General features: G+C 53.8%; 23 protein-coding genes and 2 pseudogenes. 19 read left to right on the top strand and 6 right to left on the bottom strand.

Annotated elements, in window-relative coordinates:
- Nucleotides 1–101 precede the first annotated feature (101 nt).
- Both ABEA08_RS04845 and ABEA08_RS04840 read left to right on the top strand, forming a co-directional pair.
- Nucleotides 102–1,505: an AmpG family muropeptide MFS transporter gene (locus ABEA08_RS04845; RefSeq protein WP_345333847.1), complete on the top strand. Its 1,404-nt coding sequence runs from the start codon at nucleotides 102–104 to the stop codon at nucleotides 1,503–1,505.
- Nucleotides 1,506–1,890: 385 nt separating this feature from the next.
- Complete coding sequence (locus ABEA08_RS04840; protein WP_345333845.1) at nucleotides 1,891–2,598, top strand: TetR/AcrR family transcriptional regulator; 708 nt, start codon at nucleotides 1,891–1,893, stop codon at nucleotides 2,596–2,598.
- Between the two features lie 90 nt (nucleotides 2,599–2,688).
- Here ABEA08_RS04840 and ABEA08_RS04835 read toward each other — a convergent pair whose 3' ends face one another.
- Nucleotides 2,689–3,951 (bottom strand): hypothetical protein, encoded by a 1,263-nt coding sequence (locus ABEA08_RS04835; protein ID WP_345333843.1) that lies wholly within the window; start codon nucleotides 3,949–3,951, stop codon nucleotides 2,689–2,691.
- A gap of 223 nt (nucleotides 3,952–4,174) precedes the next feature.
- Nucleotides 4,175–5,437, bottom strand: coding sequence for a hypothetical protein (locus tag ABEA08_RS04830; RefSeq protein ID WP_345333841.1), 1,263 nt, complete (start codon nucleotides 5,435–5,437; stop codon nucleotides 4,175–4,177).
- A 553-nt stretch (nucleotides 5,438–5,990) separates the two neighbouring features.
- On the opposite strand from ABEA08_RS04830, the gene ABEA08_RS04825 reads away from it, so the two are divergent.
- The 6 genes and pseudogenes from ABEA08_RS04825 to ABEA08_RS04800 all read left to right on the top strand — a co-directional run.
- Entirely contained in the window at nucleotides 5,991–6,290 is a 300-nt protein-coding gene (locus ABEA08_RS04825; protein ID WP_345333839.1) for an aryl-sulfate sulfotransferase N-terminal domain-containing protein, read from the top strand.
- A gap of 14 nt (nucleotides 6,291–6,304) precedes the next feature.
- Complete coding sequence (locus ABEA08_RS04820; RefSeq protein ID WP_345334007.1) at nucleotides 6,305–6,646, top strand: hypothetical protein; 342 nt, start codon at nucleotides 6,305–6,307, stop codon at nucleotides 6,644–6,646.
- Nucleotides 6,547–6,795, top strand: coding sequence for an aryl-sulfate sulfotransferase (locus tag ABEA08_RS04815; RefSeq protein WP_345333837.1), 249 nt, complete (start codon nucleotides 6,547–6,549; stop codon nucleotides 6,793–6,795). The genes ABEA08_RS04820 and ABEA08_RS04815 overlap by 100 nt, the downstream gene beginning before the upstream one ends.
- 5 nt (nucleotides 6,796–6,800) lie before the next feature.
- Entirely contained in the window at nucleotides 6,801–7,103 is a 303-nt protein-coding gene (locus ABEA08_RS04810) for an aryl-sulfate sulfotransferase (protein WP_345333835.1), read from the top strand.
- A 44-nt stretch (nucleotides 7,104–7,147) separates the two neighbouring features.
- Nucleotides 7,148–7,474 (top strand): aryl-sulfate sulfotransferase, encoded by a 327-nt coding sequence (locus ABEA08_RS04805; RefSeq protein ID WP_345333833.1) that lies wholly within the window; start codon nucleotides 7,148–7,150, stop codon nucleotides 7,472–7,474.
- A 58-nt stretch (nucleotides 7,475–7,532) separates the two neighbouring features.
- Nucleotides 7,533–7,760 (top strand): annotated as a pseudogene (locus tag ABEA08_RS04800) (hypothetical protein); the annotation flags it as partial.
- A 56-nt stretch (nucleotides 7,761–7,816) separates the two neighbouring features.
- Here the strand turns inward: ABEA08_RS04800 and ABEA08_RS04795 are convergent.
- Entirely contained in the window at nucleotides 7,817–8,290 is a 474-nt protein-coding gene (locus ABEA08_RS04795; RefSeq protein ID WP_345333831.1) for a hypothetical protein, read from the bottom strand.
- 574 nt (nucleotides 8,291–8,864) lie between these two features.
- On the opposite strand from ABEA08_RS04795, the gene ABEA08_RS04790 reads away from it, so the two are divergent.
- Together ABEA08_RS04790 and ABEA08_RS04785 are read left to right on the top strand one after the other, a co-directional pair.
- Nucleotides 8,865–10,685, top strand: a complete 1,821-nt coding sequence (locus ABEA08_RS04790; RefSeq protein WP_345333829.1) for an aryl-sulfate sulfotransferase — start codon at nucleotides 8,865–8,867, stop codon at nucleotides 10,683–10,685.
- 411 nt (nucleotides 10,686–11,096) lie between these two features.
- On the top strand, nucleotides 11,097–11,657 hold the full coding sequence (locus tag ABEA08_RS04785) for a class I SAM-dependent methyltransferase (protein WP_345333827.1): 561 nt from the start codon (nucleotides 11,097–11,099) through the stop codon (nucleotides 11,655–11,657).
- 6 nt (nucleotides 11,658–11,663) lie between these two features.
- Here ABEA08_RS04785 and ABEA08_RS04780 read toward each other — a convergent pair whose 3' ends face one another.
- Nucleotides 11,664–12,155 carry a YajQ family cyclic di-GMP-binding protein gene (locus ABEA08_RS04780; protein WP_345333825.1) on the bottom strand — a complete coding sequence of 164 codons (492 nt, stop codon included), beginning with the start codon at nucleotides 12,153–12,155 and terminating at the stop codon, nucleotides 11,664–11,666.
- A 109-nt stretch (nucleotides 12,156–12,264) separates the two neighbouring features.
- On the opposite strand from ABEA08_RS04780, the gene ABEA08_RS04775 reads away from it, so the two are divergent.
- The 9 genes from ABEA08_RS04775 (at nucleotide 12,265) to ABEA08_RS04735 (ending at nucleotide 24,373) form a co-directional block, all read left to right on the top strand.
- Nucleotides 12,265–12,618, top strand: a complete 354-nt coding sequence (locus tag ABEA08_RS04775; protein ID WP_345333823.1) for a VanZ family protein — start codon at nucleotides 12,265–12,267, stop codon at nucleotides 12,616–12,618.
- Complete coding sequence (locus ABEA08_RS04770) at nucleotides 12,603–13,529, top strand: ketopantoate reductase family protein (RefSeq protein ID WP_345333821.1); 927 nt, start codon at nucleotides 12,603–12,605, stop codon at nucleotides 13,527–13,529. The genes ABEA08_RS04775 and ABEA08_RS04770 overlap by 16 nt, the downstream gene beginning before the upstream one ends.
- Nucleotides 13,530–13,601: 72 nt before the next feature.
- Entirely contained in the window at nucleotides 13,602–15,143 is a 1,542-nt protein-coding gene (locus ABEA08_RS04765; protein ID WP_345333819.1) for an ABC transporter substrate-binding protein, read from the top strand.
- Nucleotides 15,140–16,096: an ABC transporter permease gene (locus tag ABEA08_RS04760; protein ID WP_345333817.1), complete on the top strand. Its 957-nt coding sequence runs from the start codon at nucleotides 15,140–15,142 to the stop codon at nucleotides 16,094–16,096. The genes ABEA08_RS04765 and ABEA08_RS04760 overlap by 4 nt, the downstream gene beginning before the upstream one ends.
- Nucleotides 16,093–16,890 carry an ABC transporter permease gene (locus tag ABEA08_RS04755; RefSeq protein ID WP_345333814.1) on the top strand — a complete coding sequence of 266 codons (798 nt, stop codon included), beginning with the start codon at nucleotides 16,093–16,095 and terminating at the stop codon, nucleotides 16,888–16,890. The genes ABEA08_RS04760 and ABEA08_RS04755 overlap by 4 nt, the downstream gene beginning before the upstream one ends.
- Nucleotides 16,874–18,253 (top strand): ABC transporter ATP-binding protein, encoded by a 1,380-nt coding sequence (locus tag ABEA08_RS04750; RefSeq protein WP_345333812.1) that lies wholly within the window; start codon nucleotides 16,874–16,876, stop codon nucleotides 18,251–18,253. The genes ABEA08_RS04755 and ABEA08_RS04750 overlap by 17 nt, the downstream gene beginning before the upstream one ends.
- A gap of 363 nt (nucleotides 18,254–18,616) precedes the next feature.
- Nucleotides 18,617–21,277 (top strand): TonB-dependent receptor, encoded by a 2,661-nt coding sequence (locus ABEA08_RS04745; RefSeq protein WP_345333810.1) that lies wholly within the window; start codon nucleotides 18,617–18,619, stop codon nucleotides 21,275–21,277.
- 75 nt (nucleotides 21,278–21,352) lie between these two features.
- Nucleotides 21,353–22,840 carry a purple acid phosphatase family protein gene (locus tag ABEA08_RS04740; RefSeq protein WP_345333808.1) on the top strand — a complete coding sequence of 496 codons (1,488 nt, stop codon included), beginning with the start codon at nucleotides 21,353–21,355 and terminating at the stop codon, nucleotides 22,838–22,840.
- Nucleotides 22,841–22,864: 24 nt separating this feature from the next.
- The gene (locus ABEA08_RS04735; protein ID WP_345333806.1) at nucleotides 22,865–24,373 is read left to right on the top strand and encodes a purple acid phosphatase family protein; all 1,509 of its coding nucleotides are present in this window, start codon (nucleotides 22,865–22,867) and stop codon (nucleotides 24,371–24,373) included.
- A gap of 149 nt (nucleotides 24,374–24,522) precedes the next feature.
- Here the strand turns inward: ABEA08_RS04735 and ABEA08_RS04730 are convergent, their stop codons facing one another.
- Together ABEA08_RS04730 and ABEA08_RS04725 are read right to left on the bottom strand one after the other, a co-directional pair.
- On the bottom strand, nucleotides 24,523–24,834 hold the full coding sequence (locus tag ABEA08_RS04730; RefSeq protein WP_345333804.1) for a hypothetical protein: 312 nt from the start codon (nucleotides 24,832–24,834) through the stop codon (nucleotides 24,523–24,525).
- Nucleotides 24,835–25,091: 257 nt separating this feature from the next.
- A pseudogene (locus tag ABEA08_RS04725) lies at nucleotides 25,092–25,394 on the bottom strand (IS66 family transposase); the annotation flags it as partial.
- Nucleotides 25,395–25,522: the final 128 nt, after the last annotated feature.

The raw sequence follows: 25,522 nt of genomic DNA, 5'->3' as shown, positions 1-25,522 counted from the left end.
GATCGCATCCTACTCCCTCCGACGGTCCTGATGCTTGTTTGCCCCCCACAGGCCCTCTAAGCTGGAGCCATACCCTAGAGCCAAACGGTGATCCCCTGTTTATGTCCAACACCCCAGCCTTTCGTCAACGCCTCGGTGCCCTCAAAGTTTACGCCCACAAGCGGGTGCTGACCCTACTGGCACTGGGCTTCTCCTCTGGCCTGCCGTTGGCACTGGTGTTTGGCACATTATCATTCTGGCTGCGTGAAGCCGGGATCGAACGCGCCACCATCGGTTTTTTAAGTTGGGTCGCCTTAGCGTACAGCGTCAAGTTCCTCTGGGCCCCGCTGGTGGATCGCTTGCCCATCCCTATCCTGACCCGCACCCTAGGCCGCCGCCGCAGTTGGCTGTTACTGTCACAACTGGTCTTGATGCTCGGCCTGGCCGCCATGGCCTACAGCGATCCGCTGAGCAATCTGCAAACCTTGGTGCTCCTTGCCCTGGTGGTGGCGTTCGCCTCCGCCACCCAGGACATCGCCGTGGACGCGTTTCGCATCGAAGCGGCGCCGGAAAACATGCAAGCAGCATTGGCCGCTGCCTACCAGATGGGCTATCGGCTGGCGATGATCTTCTCCGGCGCCGGCGCCCTGGCGATCGCCGCGTGGGCCGATCCGGATCCCAGCCAATATCGGATCGAAGCCTGGCACGCCGCCTATCTGGCGATGGCCATCACCATGCTGATCGGGCTCAGCGCCACCTTGCTGGCCCGCGAGCCAAACGTGGACAGAGCCTGTGCCGATCTGGTGCAGCGCGACCAACTGGCGCGCTTTGCCCACCTGCCCCGCCCCCTCGCCGTATTTGTGGCCTGGGGCTACAGTGCCGTTATTGCCCCCTTTGCCGACTTCTTCGGCCGCTATGGCAAACAGGCCCTGCTGATCCTCGCCCTCATCGCCTGCTATCGGATCTCGGACATCGTAATGGGGGTCATGGCCAACGTCTTTTACGTCGACATGGGGTTCTCGAAAGAGGAGATCGCCGCCATCTCCAAGATCTACGGGGTGATCATGACCCTAGCGGGCGCCGCCGCCGGGGGGATCCTGGTCTTTCGCTACGGCACCATGAGGATCCTGTTCGTCGGCGCCATCTTAGTCGCCGTCACCAATCTGCTGTTCGCCGTTCAGGCCCAAATGGGTTACAACCTGTGGATGTTGACCATAGCGATCTCCGCCGACAATTTCGCCGCAGGGATCGCCACCTCCGCCTTCATCGCGTACCTATCAAGCCTGACCAATCTGGCCTACTCCGCCACCCAGTACGCATTGCTCTCCTCCATGATGTTGCTGTTCCCCAAGTTTGTCGCCGGATTCTCTGGGCTGATGGTCGATAGCTGGGGCTACACCCACTTCTTTATCGCTGCCAGTGCCATGGGCCTGCCGGTATTGGTGCTCATCGTGCTGGTGCAACGCCAAGGGGAGCTCACTCCACAGCCCTGCACCAACAACAAGAGCTCCACAGGGCCTCAGTAACAGGCATTACAGCTGACGGTTAATTAAGTGAGCCCGCGCACAACAATCAAATCGAAGAACGGCGGGCACCCAAACCCGGGTGCCGCCATCCCAAATGAGCTCGAATGCAAAAATAGTTCAGAGGGATCTGCGCATAGCCACATCCAGGCCTACGCCAAATAAAAAACTCACCTCAACTAAATCTGACTGCACTCAAAATCCGCCCGTACGAGACATCATTAGGTCTCGTCGGGTACAAACCTTCATTTATCTCGCCTCGCAAAGCAAGACCGCAACACAAACGCAAGTCGAACGGCACTTATCAGTCCCATTTGCTGAGTAAAGTAGTCTGAAAGACACCCGTTCTGATACCATTCCCCCATAGACACGAACAGGGATTGATAACATGGCAAAGGTTATTGCTAACCCAAGAAAAACAAACATGCTCAACCAGGCAAGCAGTTTGATAACAGACTTCGGCGTGACGAAATTCAAATTTACAGAAGTCGCAAAACGGGCGCACTGCTCTTACGCAACCCTTTATGATGAATTCCCATCTAAAGAAGAGCTTATTGCAGAGATATCCATCAAGAACATATCGGCTTCATTGTTGGCCATCAAGTACATAGATGGATCTACAGAGCTTGACCCCATTGATAAGCTTATCTGCCTTTACTACTCAGACCTGGTCCGAACACACCACTTTCCAGAAGAGTTAATTTGGTTGAACTTCATTGTCAATCAAACATCATTTCTAGAAAACATCAGTGACTTTCAAGAGCGTGCGCTTAGCATGCAGTTCCAAGAGTTGCGAGAGTTTTTTATTTCAACTTGGAAAGTATGTTTGTCCGGCTCCTCAGATGTCACCAGTGACGACATCATCCTGCAGAAACACAAAAAACTCAGTGCACTCCAGCGCGGGATTATCCTGTTAAGCTCAAACGGAAGAGTTAAACGTAATGGCCTTCACTTCTCAGACCAAGACTCCTTTACCTTTATCGTCGATGAAATCATCAACAGTTGCCATCTCAAAAAAAACAAAATAAAAACCCAAGAGCAATACACTCAAATAATACTCGACATACAGAATGAAGTGGCAAAACAATTTTCATAACTGCAGATTAACAATGGGCGCTGCCCTAGCCCTCAATGCCATATTTTAGTTAGGGCGCATCAAGATGCGCCCTAACCATTGAGTTCAACACTAAAAGCGCAGGGTATAATCTAAGGTAAACTTATTAAATGTCATGTCTTCAAAGAGATACAGGTTGCTGACCTTGCCATCTCGATAACCGTTATCTTGCCCATTAACCCGATGATTATGGATCCAGTAGGTTAACCTAAGTCCCTTCAGGGCAGGCATCCACTGACCAAAATCTTGTGAAACCTGACTCACCACTTCCCAGCGCTTGTAATCATCAAACCCTTTTGCATTTTCACTCCACATCCCTTGAACGTAACCGGATAAACCCGGCCACAATACCTGACTGAAATCCTGATGCAGATTAACGTAGTAGGCCCGTTCATCTTCAAATAAGGGCACTTCACCCGCCAAGATCGTATGGTGCATCATCACCCGAGCTGTTGAGCCAACCTGACCGGTAAATTGATACATATCGCCACCATAGAGTTGATAGGCGGACATCTTCAGCTTGGTTGTCGCACTGAGCTCTGTCTGAGTGGTGATGGCCACATAGCCTGAGTCCACATTATCTAAGGTAAACTTATCCCCGGCACCGAAGACATTGACCCCCGTCAGCTGAACGTTGCTTGATAGTGCTGGGACATCATAACCCAACGAAAAGTAACTCCGCTGTAAGAAGTCTAAAGCGTTCGAGTATTCGAATTGGTAATCCAGATCTTTAAACTGACCTTTAGTGCCCAGCAATGCCAGTAGCGAGATCTTGGTACCATCGTGCCCATACATATCATTCAGGTAATCTCCAGTAGCCAATGCCTGAAACTTATCCATGAACATTCCATAATAATGGGTCGAACCAACTTGGTAATCAAAGTCAATCGCTCGGCCAGCCGTGTTTACAATTCGAATCGGATCCTCATTATAGAGCTTATAGAATCGCCGGTTTTTACCAGCACCAAGACGTAGTTTACCATTTCCCAGATCAAACTGGCTTTTCAGATAGAACACGCCAATGTTCGAGATGGTTTCACCATCACCTCCCACATTGTTACCCACATAGCCTCTGTCATCATCTTGGCTACTCAAGCCTTTGGCGAGCCCTGTGGTGTAAGCATGGAAATCCAGCCCCAACCAGTCATCGTACATCTTTGAGCGGTATTGGAACTCTAGATTATAGGGGGCCTCTCTAAAATTGCGCGATTTGCTATAGCTATAATCATAATACTGCGCGCGAGTTTTTAGAGCAGCCACTCCCTCTGAGGTATTTCCTTCAAGGGGGACACCAAGCAATACAAACAAGCAACATGGTAAAACTCGCCTAACCATCAAAAACTCCAGAACATTATTATTTTAAAGTCAAACTTAAAATCTGCAAAGTTAAATTGCGTCAACCCACAATTAGTCTTCGCTATACTGCCACTAAGGCACTAATATTATCCCTACAAATATCCAAGGATAAAATTAGATGCCTTTCATCTACATTTAAGACAAAGGCAACCTTAATTAGATTGCCTTGTTAGGTCACCGTGACTCGGACTCAATTAATTATTTAAAACTGAATGGTGTAATCGAGTGTGATCCTGTTGTACTTCAAGTCTTCGAAGAACAAAAGATTACTGACTTTTCCATCACGATATCCATTATCTTCACCATCAACATACAGATATTGACGGAAGTAGTTTAATCGCAACCCTTTAAGCGCAGGGACCAACTTACCGAAATCTTGAGATATCTGGCTCACAACCTCACGGCGTTTATAATCATCGAACCCTTCAGCATTCTCACTCCACATACCTTGTATCCAAGCTGACAAGCCGGGCCAAGCGATATTGCTGAAGTCTTGATTGATGTATGCATAATACGCTCTCTCATCTTCATACATCGGGATCTCGCCGCCCAAGACTGTATGATGCAACATCACCCGAGAACTCGAACCTGGTCGGGCATGGAACTGATACATATCGCCCCCATAGACTTGGTAGGCTGAGAATTTCAATTTCGTTCCCGTATCAAACTTTGTCAAACTCGTTAAAGCGACATAGCCTGAATCGTAATTTTCCAGGTCAAAGTGTTTGCCAGCACCAAATATATTAACGCCCGTGAGTTTGATGTTGGTATCAATTGCCGATACATCGTGATCGAGTGAGTAGAAGCTGCGCTGCAAGAATTCATAGGAGTTCGTATATTCGAAGGCGTAATTCAATCCCCCGAGTTTCCCTTTTGTACCCAACAACCCTAAGAATTTGAGTTCTTCGCCATCAAGACCATAAAAGTGACCTAAGTAATCATTGGATGATTTTTCCTGAAACCTATCGACTATCATGCCGTAGTAGTTGGCATCACCCACTTTATAGTCAAAGTCAACTCCGCGAGTAGAACTATTCGTAATACGAATAACCTGCTCATTATAGAGGTTATACCAACGCCGGTTTTTACCGGCTCCGACACGTAATTTACCGTCGCCCACATCAAACTGGGTTTTCAGATAGAAAACACCAATATTTGATGTCGTTTCACCATCCGACCGCATGCTACCACCGGTATAACCACGGTCATCATCCTTGTTACTTATCCCTTTTACCATAGAGGTGGTATAGGCATGAAAATCGAGACCTAGCCAGTCATCATACAGACCTGAGCGGTATTGAAATTCAAGGTTTAATGGCGCCTCTCTAAAATCTCTACTTTTCGAGTAGCCATAATCGTAATACTGGAACCGGGTTTTCAGCGCAGCGCTGCCCTCGGTCGCCGTCACTGTTACCGGCGAAAGCGCAAGTAACACGGCAGGTAAAGCCAATCCATAGCGAAACATACAACACCCCAACATGTGCAAATCGGGGTGCGTTACACCCCGTTACCCTATTTTAATGTTTACACTTTACATTTAACCCTTAAGGTGCCGGAGCAACCGTGATGAAGATCACACCATAATTCAGGTAAAGGGATTACAAACAAGCTGTGACCCAGCCACCCTTAATGGCGTTAAAGAAACAAATTTTGTCAAAAACACTCACTGTCATATGCACTCCTTTCATTTTTCTATGCGCTTCATGAGAGCCGGCATGATCCGTTTCGCCGGTGATGAAAGGTATTTAGTACGACATTCATTAATATTGAGGCCCATCACATCAGCCTGGCAATGCATTTTCAGCAACATCATTCACGGGCTGGTTCACAATCCCAATATATAGTTTAACGCCAAGCAAATACGTCCTTGAAATATTTGCATTGGTCAATTTTGTCGGTTCGTACCGAAGATTGAGCCTTCGTTGAGGTTGTAAAGCAGTACGGCTATCCCCGTTGACTTAGGAGCCCTATTTCAATCATTAGAAACCAACGGATGAGGTAGTGATGAAAAAAGTATTTTGGGCGGCGCAGTCTGTCTGTGCTTGAGTTTAAGTGCCATATCCCAAGCCGAAGCCGCGGGTTTCCCATTTGCTCCGTCACCTGGCGAGCTTGGCTATGTTCAGGTCAATCCCTATGGCAATGCCCCATCAAGTGCTTTGATCGATCTCAGCAGCAAGCGCATCTCAGACATTCGCGTCAAAGTGATTGGTAATGGCCGCAAAGGCGTTGATATCGAATACCCTGTCGGGCCACAAGTCCTCAACCGACACCATGGTCCCCCATCTTTGGCTTATACGCAGCCCATGCCAATAAGGTAGAAGTGAGCGACCTATTGGACGGCAAGAAGAAGTACGAAACCTATAAGATCGTTACCGGCCCGCTCAACAACAAATACATCGACAGCCGCAACGTATCAAACCTGCAGGAAGTTAAGGTGACCAAGGTAACCAAAGGGTTTGAAGACCGCCTTTATCTTGTCAACAGTCTCGATAACAATGCGCTCGGCTCTGACATGAGCTGGGTACAGCCCAAAGCAGGTCGGGGCTGTGGGAGGGGCAAAAAGCCATCGTCTCTGTGGCGTTTGATGGTCCCCCCATCACCGACATTGTCGATCCCCAAGGAGAATACCCTTGGTGGCTCGAGCAGACGCCACCCACGAAGGGAACAGCCATGACGTCGAAGCGGGGCTACTTCATGGGGTTCATCCCCACTGACGACGGCCACCTGACCTTCATACAGGACCAGATCTTTGGGTTCTTTAATTTGATGGGCCGAGTCAATCAGATCGATCTGCCTCGCGGCTACCTAGTACCCATGAAATGAAACCCATGGCTAACGGCAACTCCTTGGTATGCGCGGCGAAATGTAACGACAAGAATCCCGAAGGCGACGTGATCCACGCGGTTCATGATCACATTTTGGAAGTCACCGCCAAAGGGGATCGGGTTGATGTGTGGGATCTCAATAAGATCTTAGATCCCTACCGCGATGCCAAACTCAAAGCACTCGATATTGGGGCCGTCTGTATCAATGTCGATATGGATCCCATGGGGCAAACCATCGACAGCTTTGCTACCAACGCAGAATATGGCGACGTCCCCGGCGTTGGGGCCGAAACTGAGCTCACCTGAATTCCATCTCGCACGATCCCAGCGATGACAGCATCATTCTGTCTTTGCGTCACCAGGGCAACGCGAAGATCACGCGTGATAAAAAGGTCAAGTGGATCCTGGCTCCTCAAGCTGCTTGGCGTGGCGAGTTGGCAGACAAGGTTGTGACGCCCAAGGACAACAAAGGGCGTCAGATCAAGTGTAGGGAGTTGGGCAAGTGTGAAGGCGATTTCGACTTTACCTACACCCAGCACACCACCAGGTTAAGCCCGAAAGGCACCATCACTTCGCTGGACAATGGCGATGGCCGTTGGTATACACAGCCCGCCATGCCCAACATGAAATACACCCGCTTCGTTGGGTACAAGGTCGATGAAGACAACATGACGTGAACAGCTTTGGGAGTCCGGCAAAGAGCGAGGCTGCGACTGGTATAGTCCAACCACCTCAAACGTCGAATATCGCGACACCATGTTTGGCTTCGGTGGCTCAACCTTCCTAAGCGAGCCTGGCGCACTGTCCATTGGCCGCATCAACGAGATCGATTACAAGACCAAAGAGGTGATGGTTGAAATTGACGTATGTCAGCGAAACCGAACACACCTCACTGCCGCGCAGTACTTATCGATCCTGAGCAAATGTTCGGATCCTAATGCCAAGCGGCATAAATACGCGTAACGCACATCAGAGCAGATCGTTGGGAGACGATCTGCTCTGCGAGCCATCTCGCGTGTCTACCCTTCGATAAAGTCCAGTAGATCTTGCTCATACAGGCCACTCGACATGCAACGACCAAAATATTGGAAGAAACCAACATCCCAATTCTCTGGCGCTGTGACTTGGAATTCCCCATCCATGCTCGCGGTGACATGCACTTCGCCCGGCTCGAGCATATTCAGATCGAGATTTAACGTTCCAAATTTTTGCATCGAGGATTTCCCCAAATAGCCTGGTGTCTCGTAGTAGCCACAATCCAGCGCCTCGGCTTGTTGCAGCTCAGCGAACCTCAGCTCTATTTGTGCGCCAGACTGCTCAAACTCAAAGCCATTCTGCGCTGCCCACTGCTGCGAACGTTGCACAACTACCTGCTTTGATAGCCTGTAGTCACGTTTGTACTCCGCAGTCTGATCTGAAGCCGTGTTCGGCATCGACTGACAACCGGACAAAATCAGGGTTGCTAACATTGTTGTACATAACGGTTTTAACATTTGGCGTCTCCTCATATGAAGTTTTCGATCAAAGAGTCACCCCGACACAGATAGATACACCTACGCATGTGACCTACCTCAACCCTCGATGAGAATCACGCTCAAAGCAAGCGAGATCTCGCCTCTTTTTTATCTTTGAACGATCAACCCAAAAGCAAACCCGCAAGCGGCGCACAAATCGCAGCGATCACCCATCAGGCAGAGTAAGCCACCACCAAAAGCAAGGTTGGCCATATTTGTAACTTCAGCCTTTCAATGTCCGTTCGACCAGGAACCCCAATCGACACAAAGTGAACCCAACTCGGCAAAGTCAGCTCATTGCAATGAACCCGCCTCAGCAAGACAGAGACAGGTTCCCGCTCGCAACTTTATTTTCTCTGCCGTTGATACAGCCCACCGCCCATGAAGGTTTATTTACTTTAGACGCAGCAACACGTGACCCGAGTCGCGTATGTACAGTAGGGTAATTACGCTACTTTGGAGTGGATCCAAGATCACACCGAGATAGCGTTGATCTTCCTATTCTGCTCGTGAAGAACACAGTATTTACGACGCAATAAGGATGTTTAAAACCATGAAAAAAACCACCATTGCTCTGATCACAGCTGCCTTAATTGGCACCATTCCAGTTGTCGCCACGGCTTCCATTAAAGGAATGAAGCACAGCGGCAAACAGATCCCCGGCAACCCTCTTGGCCATATTAAATATAACCCTTACAAAAATACGCCTCTGACCGCCGTCATTACCTTGGGACCGAAATCCGTTCAAGGCCAAGTGGTCTCCGCCACCGTCTCCATTAAAGCCAAAGAGGGCGGTGTGCCTCTGAGCTACGATGTCAGCGAAGCGACCTTGCAAAATCATGGCGGCATTCCTGTGTTCGGTCTGTACCCAAACTACATGAATACCGTAGAGGTCGAGTGGTCTGATAAAAACGGCAACAAAGGCAACTTTGATTACAAGCTCATGACCCCAGCTATGGACATGGGCTTTGGCCAGAATATGTGGGCGAGCCATCCACAGATGACGGTTGAAAAAGTCGACGACGACTTTAAAGATCGCCTCTACTTTGTCAGTTGGAGTGGTCCAACGACCGGCAACGAGGCCCTGATGAACCACAACACGCCGGATGGACACGGTTCCTTTTCCTGGGATGCGACTCCCGGCTACTTCATCATCGATACCGCCGGTGATATCCGTTGGTATCTCAACCCCTACACCACTCACGACTCCAAACAGTACGACAAAGCCGGTAACGCCATGGGGATGAACGTTACCACCGACGGCAATATGATCTGGGTGCAGGGCCAGGGCTGGAAGCACATGAACATCATGGGCCAGATGATCGGCGAGCATAACCTGCCTGGCGACTTTATCGATGCCTCACACGAAGGGCTGCAAGGCAAGAACGGCAACGTCTTTATTCGCGCCGCCCGCAAGAACTACCCGCTAGCGGACGGAACGCTAGTTAACACCGTTCGGGATCACCTGCTGGAAGTCGATATGAATGGCCAGTTGGTCGACTTTTGGGATCTCAATGAGATCCTTGACCCGATGCGCGATGCCGCCCTGCTGTCGCTCGATTCCGGTGCCGTGTGCCTGAACATCGACATCGACAAGGCCGGCGTACAACACGATGCCGAATACTTAGCAAAACAACAGCGTGGCGATGTTCACGGTGTTGAGACCGGGCGCAACTGGGCCCACGTCAACTCCGTGGATTACGATCCCGTTGATGACAGCATCATCGTCAGCTCTCGTCACCAATCCGCTGCAATCAAGATCGGCCGCGACAAGGAAGTGAAGTGGATCATCTCCCCCCGCGCAGGCTGGAAAGGCGAGCTGGCCGATAAAGTACTGACCCCAGTCGATGCCAAGGGCAAACCGCTCAAGTGTACCGACAATGGCAAGTGCGAAAACACCGACTTCGATTTTGTCTATACTCCGCATACCGCGTACAAGGTACATGAGAAGAACACCTACACCGTATTTGATAACGGTGATGGCCGCTTCCTGGAGCAACCCGCCTTCCCCACCGACAAATACTCCCGCTCTGTTGAGTACAAGGTCGACGAGAAGAAAATGACCGTTCAGCAGGTTTGGGAATACGGCAAGGAGTTGGGCTACGAGTACTACTCACCAGTCACCTCCATCACCAAGTACCAGCCCGACCGCGACTCCATGCTCAGCTACTTCGCCTCTGCCAACCTGTTTGGCATGGGTGGTGGCTATGGCAACGTTAAATTTGACGAAACTACGGGCAAAGTGAAGTCGCTGTTAACCGAGCACCGCTATGGTGAGCAGGAACCCGCCGTTAAGATCCAGATCGATGGCCACCGATTGTTTGCGTCAGGCTACCGCGCGCAGACCATCGACATTAACCAGATGATCCGCTAAGCATTTGACCCTATCCAGCCCTCACCCTCCTAAGTGAGGGCTGCTTTCTCGGAGACATTGGCGTCGAAGACTGCCCATTATTCTAAAGGGGCGAAGACTCTGCAGGCACCCTGCAACAGCACGGCTCGTCCATGGCGTTCAAGCCATTTCCCCCAAACATCAAACATTCTGGCCACTTAGATCCCCCGCTAGCAACCTATGCTATTGACACCTCTCCAGCACATGAGATGCTTGTACCACTGACTTGAAGGCTATTTCGTGCAGCTCCAAACGAACTCAAAACATTTGCGTGTAACAAGCTCCTGCCCGACAAGACCAAGCCTAAGGTAGAAAGACCCGAGGTTGAAAAGTAGGGCTACAACGGGATAGTCGGAATATCACTGCATATGAGCATTAGGGAAGGCGGCACGGATGGCCTATTACGAAGACAAAGCAAGCGTTGAAGAGTATCTGCGCCAATGCCTGGATTACGATGGCGCGGCGTTGTACCCCCTGCTGGCGCCAAGACTCGGTGGCACCCCTCGCTTGCTGGAGTTAGGCAGTGGCCCGGGCAATGATCTCACATTCTTACAGCAGCATTGTGATGTGACCGCCTCCGATCTCTCCGACGCGTTTCTGCAGCGATTGGCTCGACAATATCCTGCCGTACCTCGGCTGAAGCTCAATGCCCATACCCTAGATCACGCAGAGCAATATGACTGGCTTTTTTCCAACAAGGTCCTGCACCATCTCAACGAAGAGCAGCTCAAAGAGTCACTGACAAGACAGAAGGCGCTGTTGTCCCCCGGCGGCCGGATCGCCCATACCTTCTGGCAGGGCAAGGGCGGGTTTATCCATGATGATCTGACCATCCGGTTCTACCAACCCGACCAGCTCAAGGCGCTGTTCGAACAGGCATTTAATTCGGTGGAGATCTTCCCCTACGCCGACGTCGACGCAGAGGATTCACTGCTGGTACTGGCCCAGCTTTAATGCCGCTCAGTCGCGGAAGTTTTCAAACTGGACAGGCTGCTCCAGATCCGCACCACGTAGCATCGCCATTGCGGCTTGCAGATCATCCCGCTTCTTACCGGTTACCCGCAGCTTTTCACCTTGAATGGACGCCTGAACCTTAAGCTTTTCCTCTTTGATCATTTTCACGATCTTCTTGGCCAACGGCTGCTCAATCCCCTGCTTAAACTTGGCATTTTGCGTCACGGTCTTGCCGACAAACTCCGCCTTGCTGCTCAGATCCATCGAGCTGGCTTCCACATTGCGCTTGGCTAAAGCACCGCGCAGCATCGTTTCCATCTGCTGAATGCGAAACTCCGAATCTGCCTTAATGGACACCAGCATATCTTTAGCCGAGAAACTGAAACTGGCTTCTACGCCGCGAAAATCAAAGCGGGTGTCCAGCTCACGATTGGCATTGTCCACCGCGTTCTTAACTTCTACGGCATCCACTTCAGAGACGATATCAAATGACGGCATTGGGCCCTCCGAACAATAAAAAAACTGCGCTAAGTGTACCTTATCGAACGACAAAAAGGGTGACAGCGCCGCGCACACTTTTTACTATGCTCACATGCTTGATTTTATTATGACCCCCAATGTTACCCAGCGCCGCATTGGCCGGAGTTTGCTGGTACTTGGGTTACTCGTCGTCTCTTATCTGGTGTTTTCCCAACCCGGATATGGCCAACCCTTTCCTCACTTTGACAAGGTCGGTCACTTTGGTGCCTTCTTCGGCCTCGCCGCCCTGCTGCAGTGGGCAACCAACTCCCACATTGGCCTGCAGCTCATCGGATTACTGGGCTACGGCATCTTAATCGAGCTGATCCAGACCCAGCTTCCCTATCGCCACGGCAACGTCGCCGATGTCATCGCCGATATGGCTGGGGCCGTCAGTTTCTACCTGCTGCTTTGGATCTTCCGAAAATGGCAGCAGCGGTAGGGGTCCTCGGCGCGGGGGCCATGGGTCAATTGCTGGCAATGCAGCTGGCCCATCAACACGTGCCAACCTGTCTACTTAAACGACCCAACACCGGCCAGCAACCGCGGCAGCATACATTAATAAACCGCAACGGCCAGCCGCTTTGCCGCTCACTACAGCATCATCCCAGCGATCAGCCCTTGCCCTTGCAGGCGCTGCTGGTACTGACCAAAGCCCAGGATTGTGAAGCGGCCCTGAGCCCACTGCTGAGTTGGCTCGATCCCGCCATCCCCATTGTCCTGCTACATAACGGCCAGGGTCCGCAGCAGCGCTTACTGGCGCGCTATCCAAAGCATAATTGGTGGTGGGGCACACTCAGTGACGGCGCCCAGCGTATCGGCGCCTGTGAGATCCACCACACCGGAAGCGGTCTACGTGTGGCTGGGCCCGCGCCCACTTGTCCATGGCCTGGGTCATCACTGCCCAAGGCATTACATCGCTTAGGGTTTACCCTTCATCAGGATATCAATACCGCCCTATGGCAAAAGCTCACCGTTAATGCGGTGATCAATCCCCTCGCCGCACGAGATAGGATCACTAACGGCACCTTACTCTCTCCCATCTACCAAGGTGAGATCGGGCAACTCTGTGAAGAGCTCGCTCTACTGGGCCAGCACCTCACACACACGGACAGCGCTAACCAGATCCATCGACGGGTGCTGGCCGTAGCGAAAGCGACAGCCAGCAACCGATGTTCGACCTTACAAGATATCGACGCCGAACGTGAGACCGAGTTGGCCTGCATCACTGGATGTGTCCTGACCTTGGCCAAGCAACAAGGGCTGACGCTGTCGAATCACAAGGCCTTACTCGATAGTCTAAAGCCCCAAACAGTCGATGCACTTGTGCATAGCGTCACCAGAGTGTCATAAACAGTTCGCATAATCCGCCGTCAAATAGTGCAGAGCCAGTCGGATCTGCTTCTTTGCGTTTAGGATCCCTGCATGCGAGCTATCCTCTTAGCCTTGTTGGCCGCCATGATTTTTTGGCTGCTCAGCACCTACCAACCCCAAAAAGCCGAAGTCACCCTATCAATTGGTGGCCCTTTTGAGTTCACCAGCCAAGATCTGGCTAAAGACGGTTACATATATACCCGCATGCAAGTCGCAGAAACCCTAGTTTCTGTTGGGAGCGACGGTACGCTCCTGCCGATGCTGGCAGAGCAATGGCAGGTAAGTGATGACGGCCTGAGCTGGCGCTTTATGCTTCGCCCCCAAGTGCGTTTTCACGATAACAGTTTGCTCAGTATTGAAGATGCTCTTCACAGCCTCAATGTCGCCTTAGGTAAGCCAGGTCCGCTAGCTCATGTGCCGCTAAACACCTTGTCCATTGATGGCAACTCACTGGTATTCAATCTCAGCCGCCCCTATCGCCCTTTAGCGGCGATCCTTGCTCATTACTCCACCGCCATCCTGGCGCCCGCCTCATTCGATGAGCAAGGTCAGGTTAAAAACCTTATCGCTACCGGCCCCTATCAAACACAACTACTGGCACCGCCGCACAAACTGGAAACCCGACGGTTCAACAATTACTGGGGCCATATTGGTGAGATCGAATATGCACACTATCTTACCGGACACCGCGCAGAGAGCCGGGCGCTGCAAGCGCAGACTGGCGATGCGGATCTGATCTACACCCTGGATCCTGCCAGTCTGAACCTACTGGACCAAAGCCCGCACCTTAGCGTCCAGTCGGAGTCGCTCCCCCGTACTCTCATGCTCAAACTCAACAATGCCCATCCCTATCTGGATCACCCAGACGTGCGCCAAGCCATTAGCCTGGCTCTGGATCGAACCGGCATCGCCGAACAGGTGATCCGCGTCCCTGGGTCAGAAGCCAACCAACTCTTCCCTCCTTCATTGGTCGGATGGCACCACACCGAGTTGCCCCCATTGACCCGGGATCTGGATCGCGCCCGTGAACTGTTGGCAAGACAAGGTTGGGAATTGGGCCCCATGGGGGTCTTGGAGCGCGGCTGGGATCGTTTTGGTGTTCGCCTGATCACCTACGCCGATCGGCCGGAGTTAACCGTGGTCGCTACCGCCATCCAGGCCCAACTTCGAGAGATCGGCATCGCCGTATTCATCTCGGTCGACAACGCCAGTGCCGTACCTGCCGGTCACCACGACGGCTCACTGGAGATGGCCCTTATTGCTCGAAACTACGGTATGGTGGCCGATCCACTGGCTTTACTGCTGGAGGACACCGCCAGCTTCCACGGCAGCGACTGGGGCCATATGTACTGGGGCTCAGAAACGCTGAATGAGCTGCTCGCTGAGATGAGTGCCGTCCAACAAAGCGAGCCGTACAATGCTCTGGCCGGCCAAGTATCATCCCTGCTTGCCAAGCAGTTACCGCTGATCCCGATCACCTTCTACACCCAGCAGGTGTCCGTCAACGAGCGGGTTCAAGGCTTCCAATTTGATCCCTTTGAACTCAACTATCGCATCAATCAAATGCAGCTGACACCGGACGGCAACCGATGATCGCCTTACTCAAGCGGCGTTTGCTACAGGCCATGTTAGTGGCCTGGTCGGTCGGCACCCTTACCTTCGTGCTAATGCACCTACTGCCGGGCGACTTTGCCTACCGCATTGCCGCCGGTCGATACGGCTACGATCAAGTCAACAAACTGGCTGCCGATGCGGTGCATGTTGAGCTCGGGTTGGCTGATCCAGCCTGGCTGCAGTATCTGAGTTGGCTTTGGGATCTGCTGCGTTTTGATCTAGGCAACTCGCTGATCAGCGGCGCCCCCGTGCTGCAAGAGATCCAACATCAGCTCGGCCATTCACTGCAACTTGCGTTGTTTGCCACCGTGTTTTCTCTGCTCATTGCGGTGCCGATTGGCGTCTACTGCGGCAAGCGTGCCAAAGGCCCTGCCGATCAACTCTGCTTGATGATCTCGACGTTACTGCGAGCCCAACCCGTGTTTGTCATTGGCTTGGTGCTGGTGCTGATCTTCGCCCTGCAGTTGGGCTGGTTTCCCGTTGCCGGCTTTGGCGGCAGCCAATACCTTATTCTGCCTGCCATCAGTCTGGCCCTCACCATGGCGGCACTATCGAACCGCATCATCCGCAATAACACCGCCAGCGTCATGGGCTCCCCTTATATGCAGTTTGCCCGGCTCAAGGGACTCAATGCCGAGCAGGCATTTGCCCGTCATGCCGCACCCAACATCGCCCTCCCGGTGATCGCCTTTGTCGGGGTGCAAGCCATCGCCTTGATTGAAGGCATTGTGATGATCGAGTCGCTGTTCTCCTGGCCGGGCATTGGTCATGCGTTGGCCCACGCCATCTTTGGCCGAGATGTGCCAATGATCCAGGCCAGCGCACTCCTTATGGGACTGCTATTTGTGTTGATCAACACCGTCGTTGATCTGCTCGGTTATTGGTTGGATCCACGCCAACAGCCTCAACCAAAAAAACGAGGTGCCCAATGATGCCACGCCTGTTACCCCTGTTAGGCTTGGTCCTACTCGCGGCCTTACTGTCGCTGGTGGCCATTGATCTATTGTATTTTGGCCGAGATCCCGCACTGCAACAATTGCAACAGGTGTTTCTCCACCCAAGCCCGGATCACCCACTAGGCACCGACCAGTTCGGTCGTTGTAATCTGGCCCGTCTCAGCGCCGCGATTCAAAATTCCCTGCTGATGAGTCTACTCTGCGTTGCCACCGCGGCACTGCTGGGGACTGGCGCCGGCTTAGCCGCCGCCTGGTATCAAGGCTGGGTCGATCGTTGCCTATCATTCATAATCAATGTTCTGATGGCCTTGCCCGGTCTGGTGTTGGTGCTCCTGTTTGCCGCACTGATCCCCGGCTCCTTCGTCATGCTTTACTTGGCTATCTCTGCCGTTCTCTGGGTTGAGTACTTTCGCTTGGTGCGCAGCGCGACACTCTCCTTGCGACATGCTCCAGAAGTCGAGGCATCCATGCTTTATGGCTTCGGCAAAGGCTATATCCTACGCCGCCACCTGCTGCCCAAATTGCTCCCCGACCTACTGAGCCTGGCCTGCTTTGGTGCCGCCAGCGCCATCTTGGCATTGGCCTCAATCGGTTTCGTCTATGTTGGCCTGAAACCGCCAGAAGCAGAGCTCGGTTTAATGATGGTTGAGCTGCTTCCCTACTACAGCGATGCACCCTGGGTGCTGGCCCAGCCACTGCTTACCGTATTTGTGCTGATCCTCAGCTTTAACCTCATCGCCTCTGGAGTTCGCCATGACATTGGCCGTTGAAGTCACCCAGCTCTCCATCTATGCCGACGAGCAATGTCTGGTCGATAGACTCTCGCTGCAGATCCGGCTGGGCCAGCCGGTGACCATCCTCGGCGAAACCGGATCTGGCAAAAGCTTGTTGGCCCATGCCATCGCCGGGATCCTACCAAGCGGCTTACGCCAAGAAGGCCACGTTACTCTGTTTGGCCGCTCTCAAGATGCGCTCAGCCAAAGCGAGTTAGAGGCCATGTGGGGCAAGGCATTGGCGGTACTGCCACAAGAGCCTTGGTTGGCACTCAACCCAATTCGTGCCATCGATGGCCAGATCAGCGAGGTCGGCGAATGCGTGCTGCAGGAACCCAGCACGCACAGCCAAGGCAACGCTCAACGGCAATTAGATCGGTTGGGGCTGGGTGAAGACGGGAATAAGATCCCGGCTTGGCTGTCTGGCGGCATGGCCCAACGCGCCGCATATGCCGCCGCCACCTATGCCGGAGCCCCGTTGCTGATCGCCGATGAACCCAGCAAGGGGCTGGATGAAGCCCGCCGGGATCAGATCGGGGCGTTGCTGGTCCAACATGCGCAATGCCACGCCCTGCTGACCATTACCCATGATATTGAACTGGCTCGGCAGATCGGCGGTGAAATCATTGTGATGCGTCAGGGCCAGATCCTCGAGCGAGGCGACGCCGAACAGATCTTAAATCAGCCGCGCTCTGACTACGCTAAGGCGCTCATCGCCGCGCATCCGAGTCAGTGGCCACAAGCCACCAAGCACCGCCAAACGACCCCAGTACTGAGTGCAAACGCCCTGTCTCACCGACGGGGAGGAAGGCTTCTATTCAATCAACTGGATATCCAACTGCATCAAGGTGAGATCGTCGGACTCAGCGGCGACAGTGGCAGCGGTAAAAGTACCTTGGCCGACATCCTGCTCGGTCTGCTATCGCCCGACTCCGGTAAAATAGCCAACCCATTGCCACGAGGACAGGCGCTCAAGCTCTATCAAGATCCCCCCGCGGCATTTGCCCAGCATGTCAGCATGGGCGCCCTGCTGCAGGATCTGATCAGGTTGCACAAGTTAGATGCCAACCAAATCCCAGCTCTGATGAACCAACTCAATCTCGCGCCAGCGCTGTTACAGCGACCTGCTCGAGCGATCTCCGGCGGCGAATTGCAGCGCTTTGCGTTGTTGCGCGCCCTGCTCATGAAACCGCGTTTCTTAGTCGCGGATGAGCCTACCTCTCGATTGGATCCGATCACCGCAGCACAGATCACCCAGCTACTGGTAAAGTATGCCCGGGAGCATGACGCTGCTCTGCTGTTCATCAGCCATGAGCGAACGGCTCTGGAAAGGATCTGCGACCGCATCATTTCGCTTTAGCTCAGCCGAACTTGTCACGTACCACTGGCGACTAAGCTCCCCCAAGCTCACCGGGGGAGTTCCCCCCCCCCCCCTTTGTCATCTCACCGACGCTAAACAGACACAATTATGTCATTGAAAAATAAAGGTCTGCCTGAGAGGGGAATACTATAAGTGATCAATGTCTCCTCCCTGTTCATGCATACCTTCCTGACACAGTTCTGCACCAAAACTGTCATTTACTTCGCCAACAATGCCGCCAACTAAAGCAATGACCGATCCATACGGCAGTGATACACGGCAGATCCCATCACTAGGGAGAGTGCCAACACCGTTGTAGTAAGCGGGCAATAAAGATCCGCACCAATCCTTATGGAGTGACAGATGAACAACCCTTTCAGTAAGCCCCTACTGCTAGCCGTTGCCGTTGCCAGCAGCTTTGCTGCACCAGTAGCCCTTGCTCAAACAACCTCCGGTGAGATCACGGCGGACATCGAACGCATTGCCGTCAAAGGTTACCGCGACAGCCTGGCCAACTCTCTGCGCGAAAAGCAGGAAGCCAACCAATTCAAAGACGTGGTGACCGCCGAAGATATCGGGTTGCTGCCAGAGAACAACATCACTGAATCCTTGCAGCGCATTTCCGGTGTCTCCATCGAGCGCTCCAATGGCGAGGGCCAACAGGTCTCCATCCGAGGACTCGCACCGAACTTCACCAAGGTGGAAGTCAACGGTCGTGGCTCAATGATCACCTCCGACAGCTCGGATCCCGGCCGAGGTGCCTCCCTATCCGCGCTCTCTTCTGAGATGTTCCAAGAATTAGAGGTTATCAAGTCTCCCACCGCAAAAGATGCCGAAGGGGGGATTGGTGGGATCGTTCGCCTTAACACGGCGAAGCCGCTTGAGCATGAAGGCCGCAAAGTCGGTGCCTCAGTCCAAGTGATGAGCAACGAGGTAAAAGATGACCTCGAGCCATCCGGCACCTTCTTCTATCAAGAGAACTTCGACGAGAAGTTCGGTGTGCTGTTCTCTGCCAGTCATAAACGCGTGGATAACTCCATCGACAAGTTTGCCGCAAACAATGAGTTTGACGAAGACGACGGATCCGGTGCCATGGTCATGACCCGTGGTCGCGACGAGGTACGCAGCGGTGAGGGTGAAAAGACCAACCTCAACTTAATCCTACAGGCCAAACCAACCGAAAACGCCAACGTCTGGACCGATCTTTTCTATGCGCGTGACACACGTGATGACCTGATCCAACGAGTTGACATGCGTTTTGACAACAAAGCCAGCATCTTGGATCGCGATTCCATCCTGATTAGCAACGGCACCATCGTCAAAGCCGACTACGAAGCCGTGCGCACCGATCTCAAAGTGTTTGAGCGTGATACCGTTGTGGACTCCTTCGGCGCTTCCATTGGTGGTGATTGGTACGTCGGCGACTGGGTCATCGACGGCCAAATCGGCTTCTCCCAATCCAAAGAGGATCGCTTTGAAGCCGCAATCGAAAGCCGCTTCGACCAAGCCCAAGGCGGCTATGACATCCGCGATACCAACAACCCCAGCTTCTGGAACTCTGTCGATGGCCTAAGCCCAGACCAGTTAGACGTTGATGAGTTGTCCTGGGAACACCGAGTGATCGAGACCGATTCCCTATTCGGTAAGATGGACTTCAAACGCTTTGTCGATCTCGGCGCCATTGAATCCATCTCATTTGGTTACCATAAGGAGATCACCACCTTTAATCGCTCCAAAGCAGAGCGTTTTGCCAACGTCCCAGGCTATAGCGACGATTTTGCCAGCCCTTGGGATACCCTGACCTTCGCCGGTGCTCCGGGCAACGTCAGTGACTGGCGCGATGTCAGTCCAGCGGCCTACCTCAATAGCTTAGGCGTTTCCCGCAATGGCATGGTGATCGGTCATACTGGCTGGAGCGATGACTACCACTTTGAGGACGTCACCGACCGCCACCGCTATGACATCGAAGAGGATACCGATGCCTTCTACATCATGGCCGATCTCTACGGTGAGCTGTTTGGCCTGACGACTCGGGGTAACTTCGGCGGCCGCTACACCCACACCACCACCACAGGCAACGGTGCCGTGCGAGTGCAAGGGGAGGTGCTCGATGAGAACCTATTCCAGTCCAACGTCGAACGCAGTGACGGCCACTTCCTGCCCTCTGCCAACATCGCCTTGGTTCAGGAGCTTGGCCATGACCAGCTGATCTACCGCGCCTCTTTCAGCCGCGCCCTTACCCGTCCCAATGTGGACGAACTATCCCCAGTGATGGTATTTGAGTACGACGATCCAAACTCTGATGGTAAGTACGAAGACAATGAGATCGAAATGGGCAATCCAGATCTCGATCCTTTTTTAGCTTGGCAGTATGACCTCGGAATGGAGTACTACTTTGGCGAAGATGGCAGCTCTGTGTTCGGGGTTGGCTTATTTTATAAAGACGTTGAAAACTTCACCCTGTCGGAGAAGCGTGACGTACTGTTGACCGATCTCGACCTCCCAAGCGACATTTTGGGCATGATGCCTGACGATGGCCGCAGCTATGAACTCAAGACCTACCGCAACGGCGGCAGCGCCACCATCAAGGGCGCGGAAGTAAACTTCCAGACTCCATTTACCTTCCTGCCACAAGGCTGGGACGGCTTCGGTGTCAACATGAACTACACCTACACCGATTCCCAGTACGAGGATCTGGATGGCAATGCGCGTCCGTTCCCGGGCTCTTCCAAGAACACCGCCAACGCCACTGTGTACTACGAGCAGGACAAGTTCAGTACCCGATTCTCCTACAACTACCGGGATGACTACCTGCTGGATGCGGACGAGCAGAAATACGGTGCCGGTGGCGGTCGCCTGGACTTCGCCCTGCGTTACTACCTGGACAATGGCCTGCGCCTGACCTTCGACGTGATGAACATCACCGGCGAAAAGGAATCGCACTACTACAACAACGCCACCCAGTTTGCCCAGTTGGATAACGAAGGTCGGATCTACTCCGTCTCCGCCTCCTTCCAGTTTTAAACGCGCCTAGCCAAGTGCACCGCCGGTTCCAGTTCACCCTGGGCCGGCGGTGTCTTGCATCTGGAGTTTATGATAATGAAATGCTTCACCCTTGTGTCACTTTTGCTACCGCTCAGCCTGATGGCACTCGCCCCTGCCGCAGCCCATCCTGGGCACGGCCAGAGCCAGGTTGCGCTGTGGCAGCAAGCCAGCCCTTGGCCGGATCGCATCGTCCTCAACCCGGGGGCCGATCCCAGCCGCAGCTTCAGCCTGACCTGGCGCACCGACGCCAGCGTGGGCCGAACCGTGGCCGAGCTGGTGGAAGCCAGCGAGGATACCCGCTTCGACCAGTTCGCCCAGAGCTTCGAAGCCGATACCCAGCGGCTGGATCTGGAAGTGATGCCGACAGAGAACGGCCCCCACGAAGGCCTGTTCAACCACGGTTTAGGCAAGGTGCACTACCACAGCATCACCTTTGACGCGCTCAAGCCCGATACCCTATACGCCTACCGGGTGCGTGGCGATCGCGGTCATTGGAGTGAGTGGTTCCAAACCCGCACCCCAGCCGCCGAAGGCCCATTGGAATTCGTCTACTTCGGCGATGCGCAAAACGGCATTCGTTCCCACTGGAGCCGAGTGATCCGCATGGCCTACCAGACAGTGCCGAATGCGGATTTCTTCCTCCACGCGGGAGATCTAGTAGACAAGAGCGATTCCGATCAGGAGTGGGCCGAATGGTTCGCCGCCGGCAGTTTTATTCACTCTGTTATTCCCTCCGTGCCGGTGCGCGGCAACCACGAGAACATCACGGTAGTCTCACCTGAAGGGAAACGTCAGCGCGTCCCCACCCCCATGTGGCGTCCCCAGTTCACCCTGCCGGTGGAGCAAGCGCTACCCGAAACACTGCACGAGTCCAACTATCAGTTGAACTACGGCGATCGCCTGCACGTGTTTGTGGTGGACTCCGCCCGCAAACACTTCGAGGACACTGCTGCTTGGTTGGATCAGGCCTTGGCCGAAAGCAACGCCACCTGGAAGCTGGTGACCATGCATCACCCCTATTTTGTGCCGGACCACCTGGCCCGCAATAAGACGGATCTGCGTCGCAAAGCAGCACTCGGTGCGGTGATCGACAAGCACGAAGTGGACTTGGTGCTGACCGGCCATATCCACACCTACCTCCGCGGCTCCGCCCATTGGGATGAAGACCACATGGCCCGCACCCTGACCGGCGAGCCCCAGTCGGTAAAGACCGTTTATGCCATCTCCGCCGCCGGCGCCAAAAACAGCGTGTTCCCGGATGAGACCCCAACGGTGTTCTACCACGGCGACAACGGCGACGGCCAACAGGGGCCGCGACTGGAACGCTATGCCGACAACACCCCCATGTTCCAGCACATCGCCATCGATGGCGAGCGCATCGAATACAAGGCCTACACGGCCATCGGCACCGTCTACGACGCCTTCTCCCTAGAGAAAGGTGAGGACGGCCGCAAGACCCTGATCAATGGCGAAGCGAGCTTTGGCGATCTGCGCCTGTTCGACAACACCGCCCCCTATTCCAACGCTTACGACCTGCAGTAAGTCAAAGAGTATAAAGAGAAAAGAATGAAAACGACCCTGCAAAACCTGTCCAAGCTGGCCGCGTCTCTGGCCGCTTCTCTGTTGTTAGTGGGCCAGCTGGCCGCCCACCCTAACCACGCCGCTCAGCCGCCGTGGCAAGCGCCAACGAAATGGCCGGATCGCATCGTCGCTACCGTGACCGAGGAGCCCACCACCAGCTTCTCCGTCAGCTGGCGTACCGCCCAGACCGTAGGCGTAGCCATTGCCGAGATCGTCGAAGCCAGCCCAGACGTGCGCTTTGATCTTGGCGCGCAAGCCAAGAAGGCTGACAGCCAACTGCTGCTCCTAGATCAGATGGAATCCCCCAACGACGGCACCATTCATTTCGTCGAAAACCAAGGGTTGGAGCCAGTGATCCATCATCAGGTGACTTTTGACGATCTCAAGCCAGATACGCTGTACGCCTACCGGGTACGCGGCGCTCGCGGCCACTGGAGCGCCTGGTACCAGCTCAAGACCGCCCCGGCGGAAGGCCCGATCCAGTTCGTCTTCTTCGGTGACGCCCAGACCAGCATTCGCTCCCACATCTCCCGCACCGTCGCCGCCGCCTACAAGGCTGCGCCGCATGCCCAGTTCTACATGCACGGCGGCGATCTGGTGAACACCGCCGAGTACGACATGGAGTGGGCCGAATGGTTTGAGGCCGGTGGCCGCAGCTACCGCATGGTGCCGAACCTGATGGTGCCGGGCAACCACGACTACATCAACTTCTCCAGCCGTCGCGGCGAAGCGCGCCAGGAAACCGGCAAGCTGTTTGCTGCCGAGAAGATCGTTACCCCGTGGTGGAATGCTCAGTTCCGCCTGCCAACCAACAACGATCTGCACGACGATCTGGCGGGCACCGCCTACGACGTACGCTACAACGAGCAGCTGCATATCTTCGCCATCGACTCCAACGGCGTCGACTTTGAAGGCCAGATGGCCTGGCTCGACAAGCAGCTCAAAGCCTCCGACGCCAAATGGCGGGTCGTCACCATGCACCACCCGCTGTTCTCCTTTATCGGCGGCAATGAGCACTGGGCCGCCGCCGAGCGCCGCGTGCAATTGCTGGAAACCCTGGAAGCTAACGACGTGGATCTGGTGATCACTGGCCACCGCCACACCTACCAGCGCGCCCGTTCCAGCGACTACGACAACCGCCGCTACAACGTCGGTGAAGACCACAAAGTCGATACCGTATTCGTGGTGACCGCCAGCTCAACCAAAGCCGGTAACACCAAAAAAGAGGGCTGGGACCGTTACAGCGATCAAACCGATGGCCGCTATACCTTGTCTCGTTACGGCAACCAATCGCCCATCTTCACCATCATCGACATCGATGGCGACACCATGAGCTTCAGCTCGCAGAACCCGGTGGGTGAGGTGTACGACAGCTTTACCCTAACCAAGCAGGATGCGGACAATAAGATCCTGTCCGACGGTGCGGAAGCCCACGGCATTACCCGTGACGGTGAGCAAATGGGACCGTACAAGAAATGGGATGATCTGCGCTGATCATCGACACAGCGAAATGAGATAGGGACGTTTCGGGTTCAGCGTTTTAGGAGGATCACACGGACGTGAACCCTAAAACCGGCAAAGCCCTCCCCGTTGATACCAACCGGCGGAGGGCTTTTCTGTTTCTGCTCAAAAAGAGCAGACCGCTACTGGCCGCAGCGCACCTGCATGGTCAAGCGCTGCCGACCGTCATCCAACCGTTGCGGCAGGCCCTGAGTGTCAAACGCGGCATCCACATACATGCCGTCGCAATTCATGTAATTGCCCGCCACCCGAGCCTGCTGCCGGGCATAACGCTGCAGGGTCTGCGTCGACGCACTGGCATCCATTATCACCGCCACTTCCGCCTGATAGTTCGCCTTATCGAAGGTAAACCCCGCCTCAGGTTTCACCGCACTGGCACAGCCGCCCAGCACCAGCAGGGTAACAAGGGATACAACAGGTTTGATGGCATTCATGGGCAGCTCCTTAGCGCGCTAATGTCTCGTTTTTATTACAAAAACAATACTATAGGATGTCGATTTAATGAAAAGGGGGCTGGCGCGCAATTCATTAAAGCTTCACGGGAACATAAGAAAAGTGACACAGTCGATGGTGGGTTTGTTGATGTGTTGGCGCACGGCTTAGGTGGACACCTGCGGCGTGCTGCTTTCTGTGGGGCACCCCAATTCCTAGTCGCGCTGGCGTAACCGTTCACCAGAGTGGAGTTGACGCGCTATGCAGAAGCCAATCCGAAGACATCAGGGTACGGCTGCTGTGACATCACAGCAGAGATGATTTGGCTAACGGTCTTCATCGGCAAGAGGCCCCGCTTCTTGCGGGTTTCCACTAATGACAGCAATCGTGACCGAAATTTCTCACCTTGATCGGATGTCGTGCCAAAGCAGATTTTTCGCATGATAACGCTGCCGCGCAGGCATCGTTCAGCCTCATTGTTCGTCAAGGGAGTGCCAAGGTATTTGAGGAAGATCCATAAACCTTGCTCGTATTTCATGATGAACTTACACCGTCCGGCATAAGTAACCGTTCACCCGCGCGCTGTTGACAGCGAGATCAGCGATCGATTGATGATCGACAAATTTTGCTCAATTTAGGCTTGAACGATCTCGCAATACCGTCAATCTGATGGCATGAAAACAAACAAGC

This window comes from Ferrimonas pelagia, from assembly GCF_039543565.1.
In the GTDB taxonomy this organism is placed as follows: Bacteria; Pseudomonadota; Gammaproteobacteria; order Enterobacterales; family Shewanellaceae; genus Ferrimonas; species Ferrimonas pelagia.
This window is presented reverse-complemented; position numbering and strand designations above follow the sequence as displayed.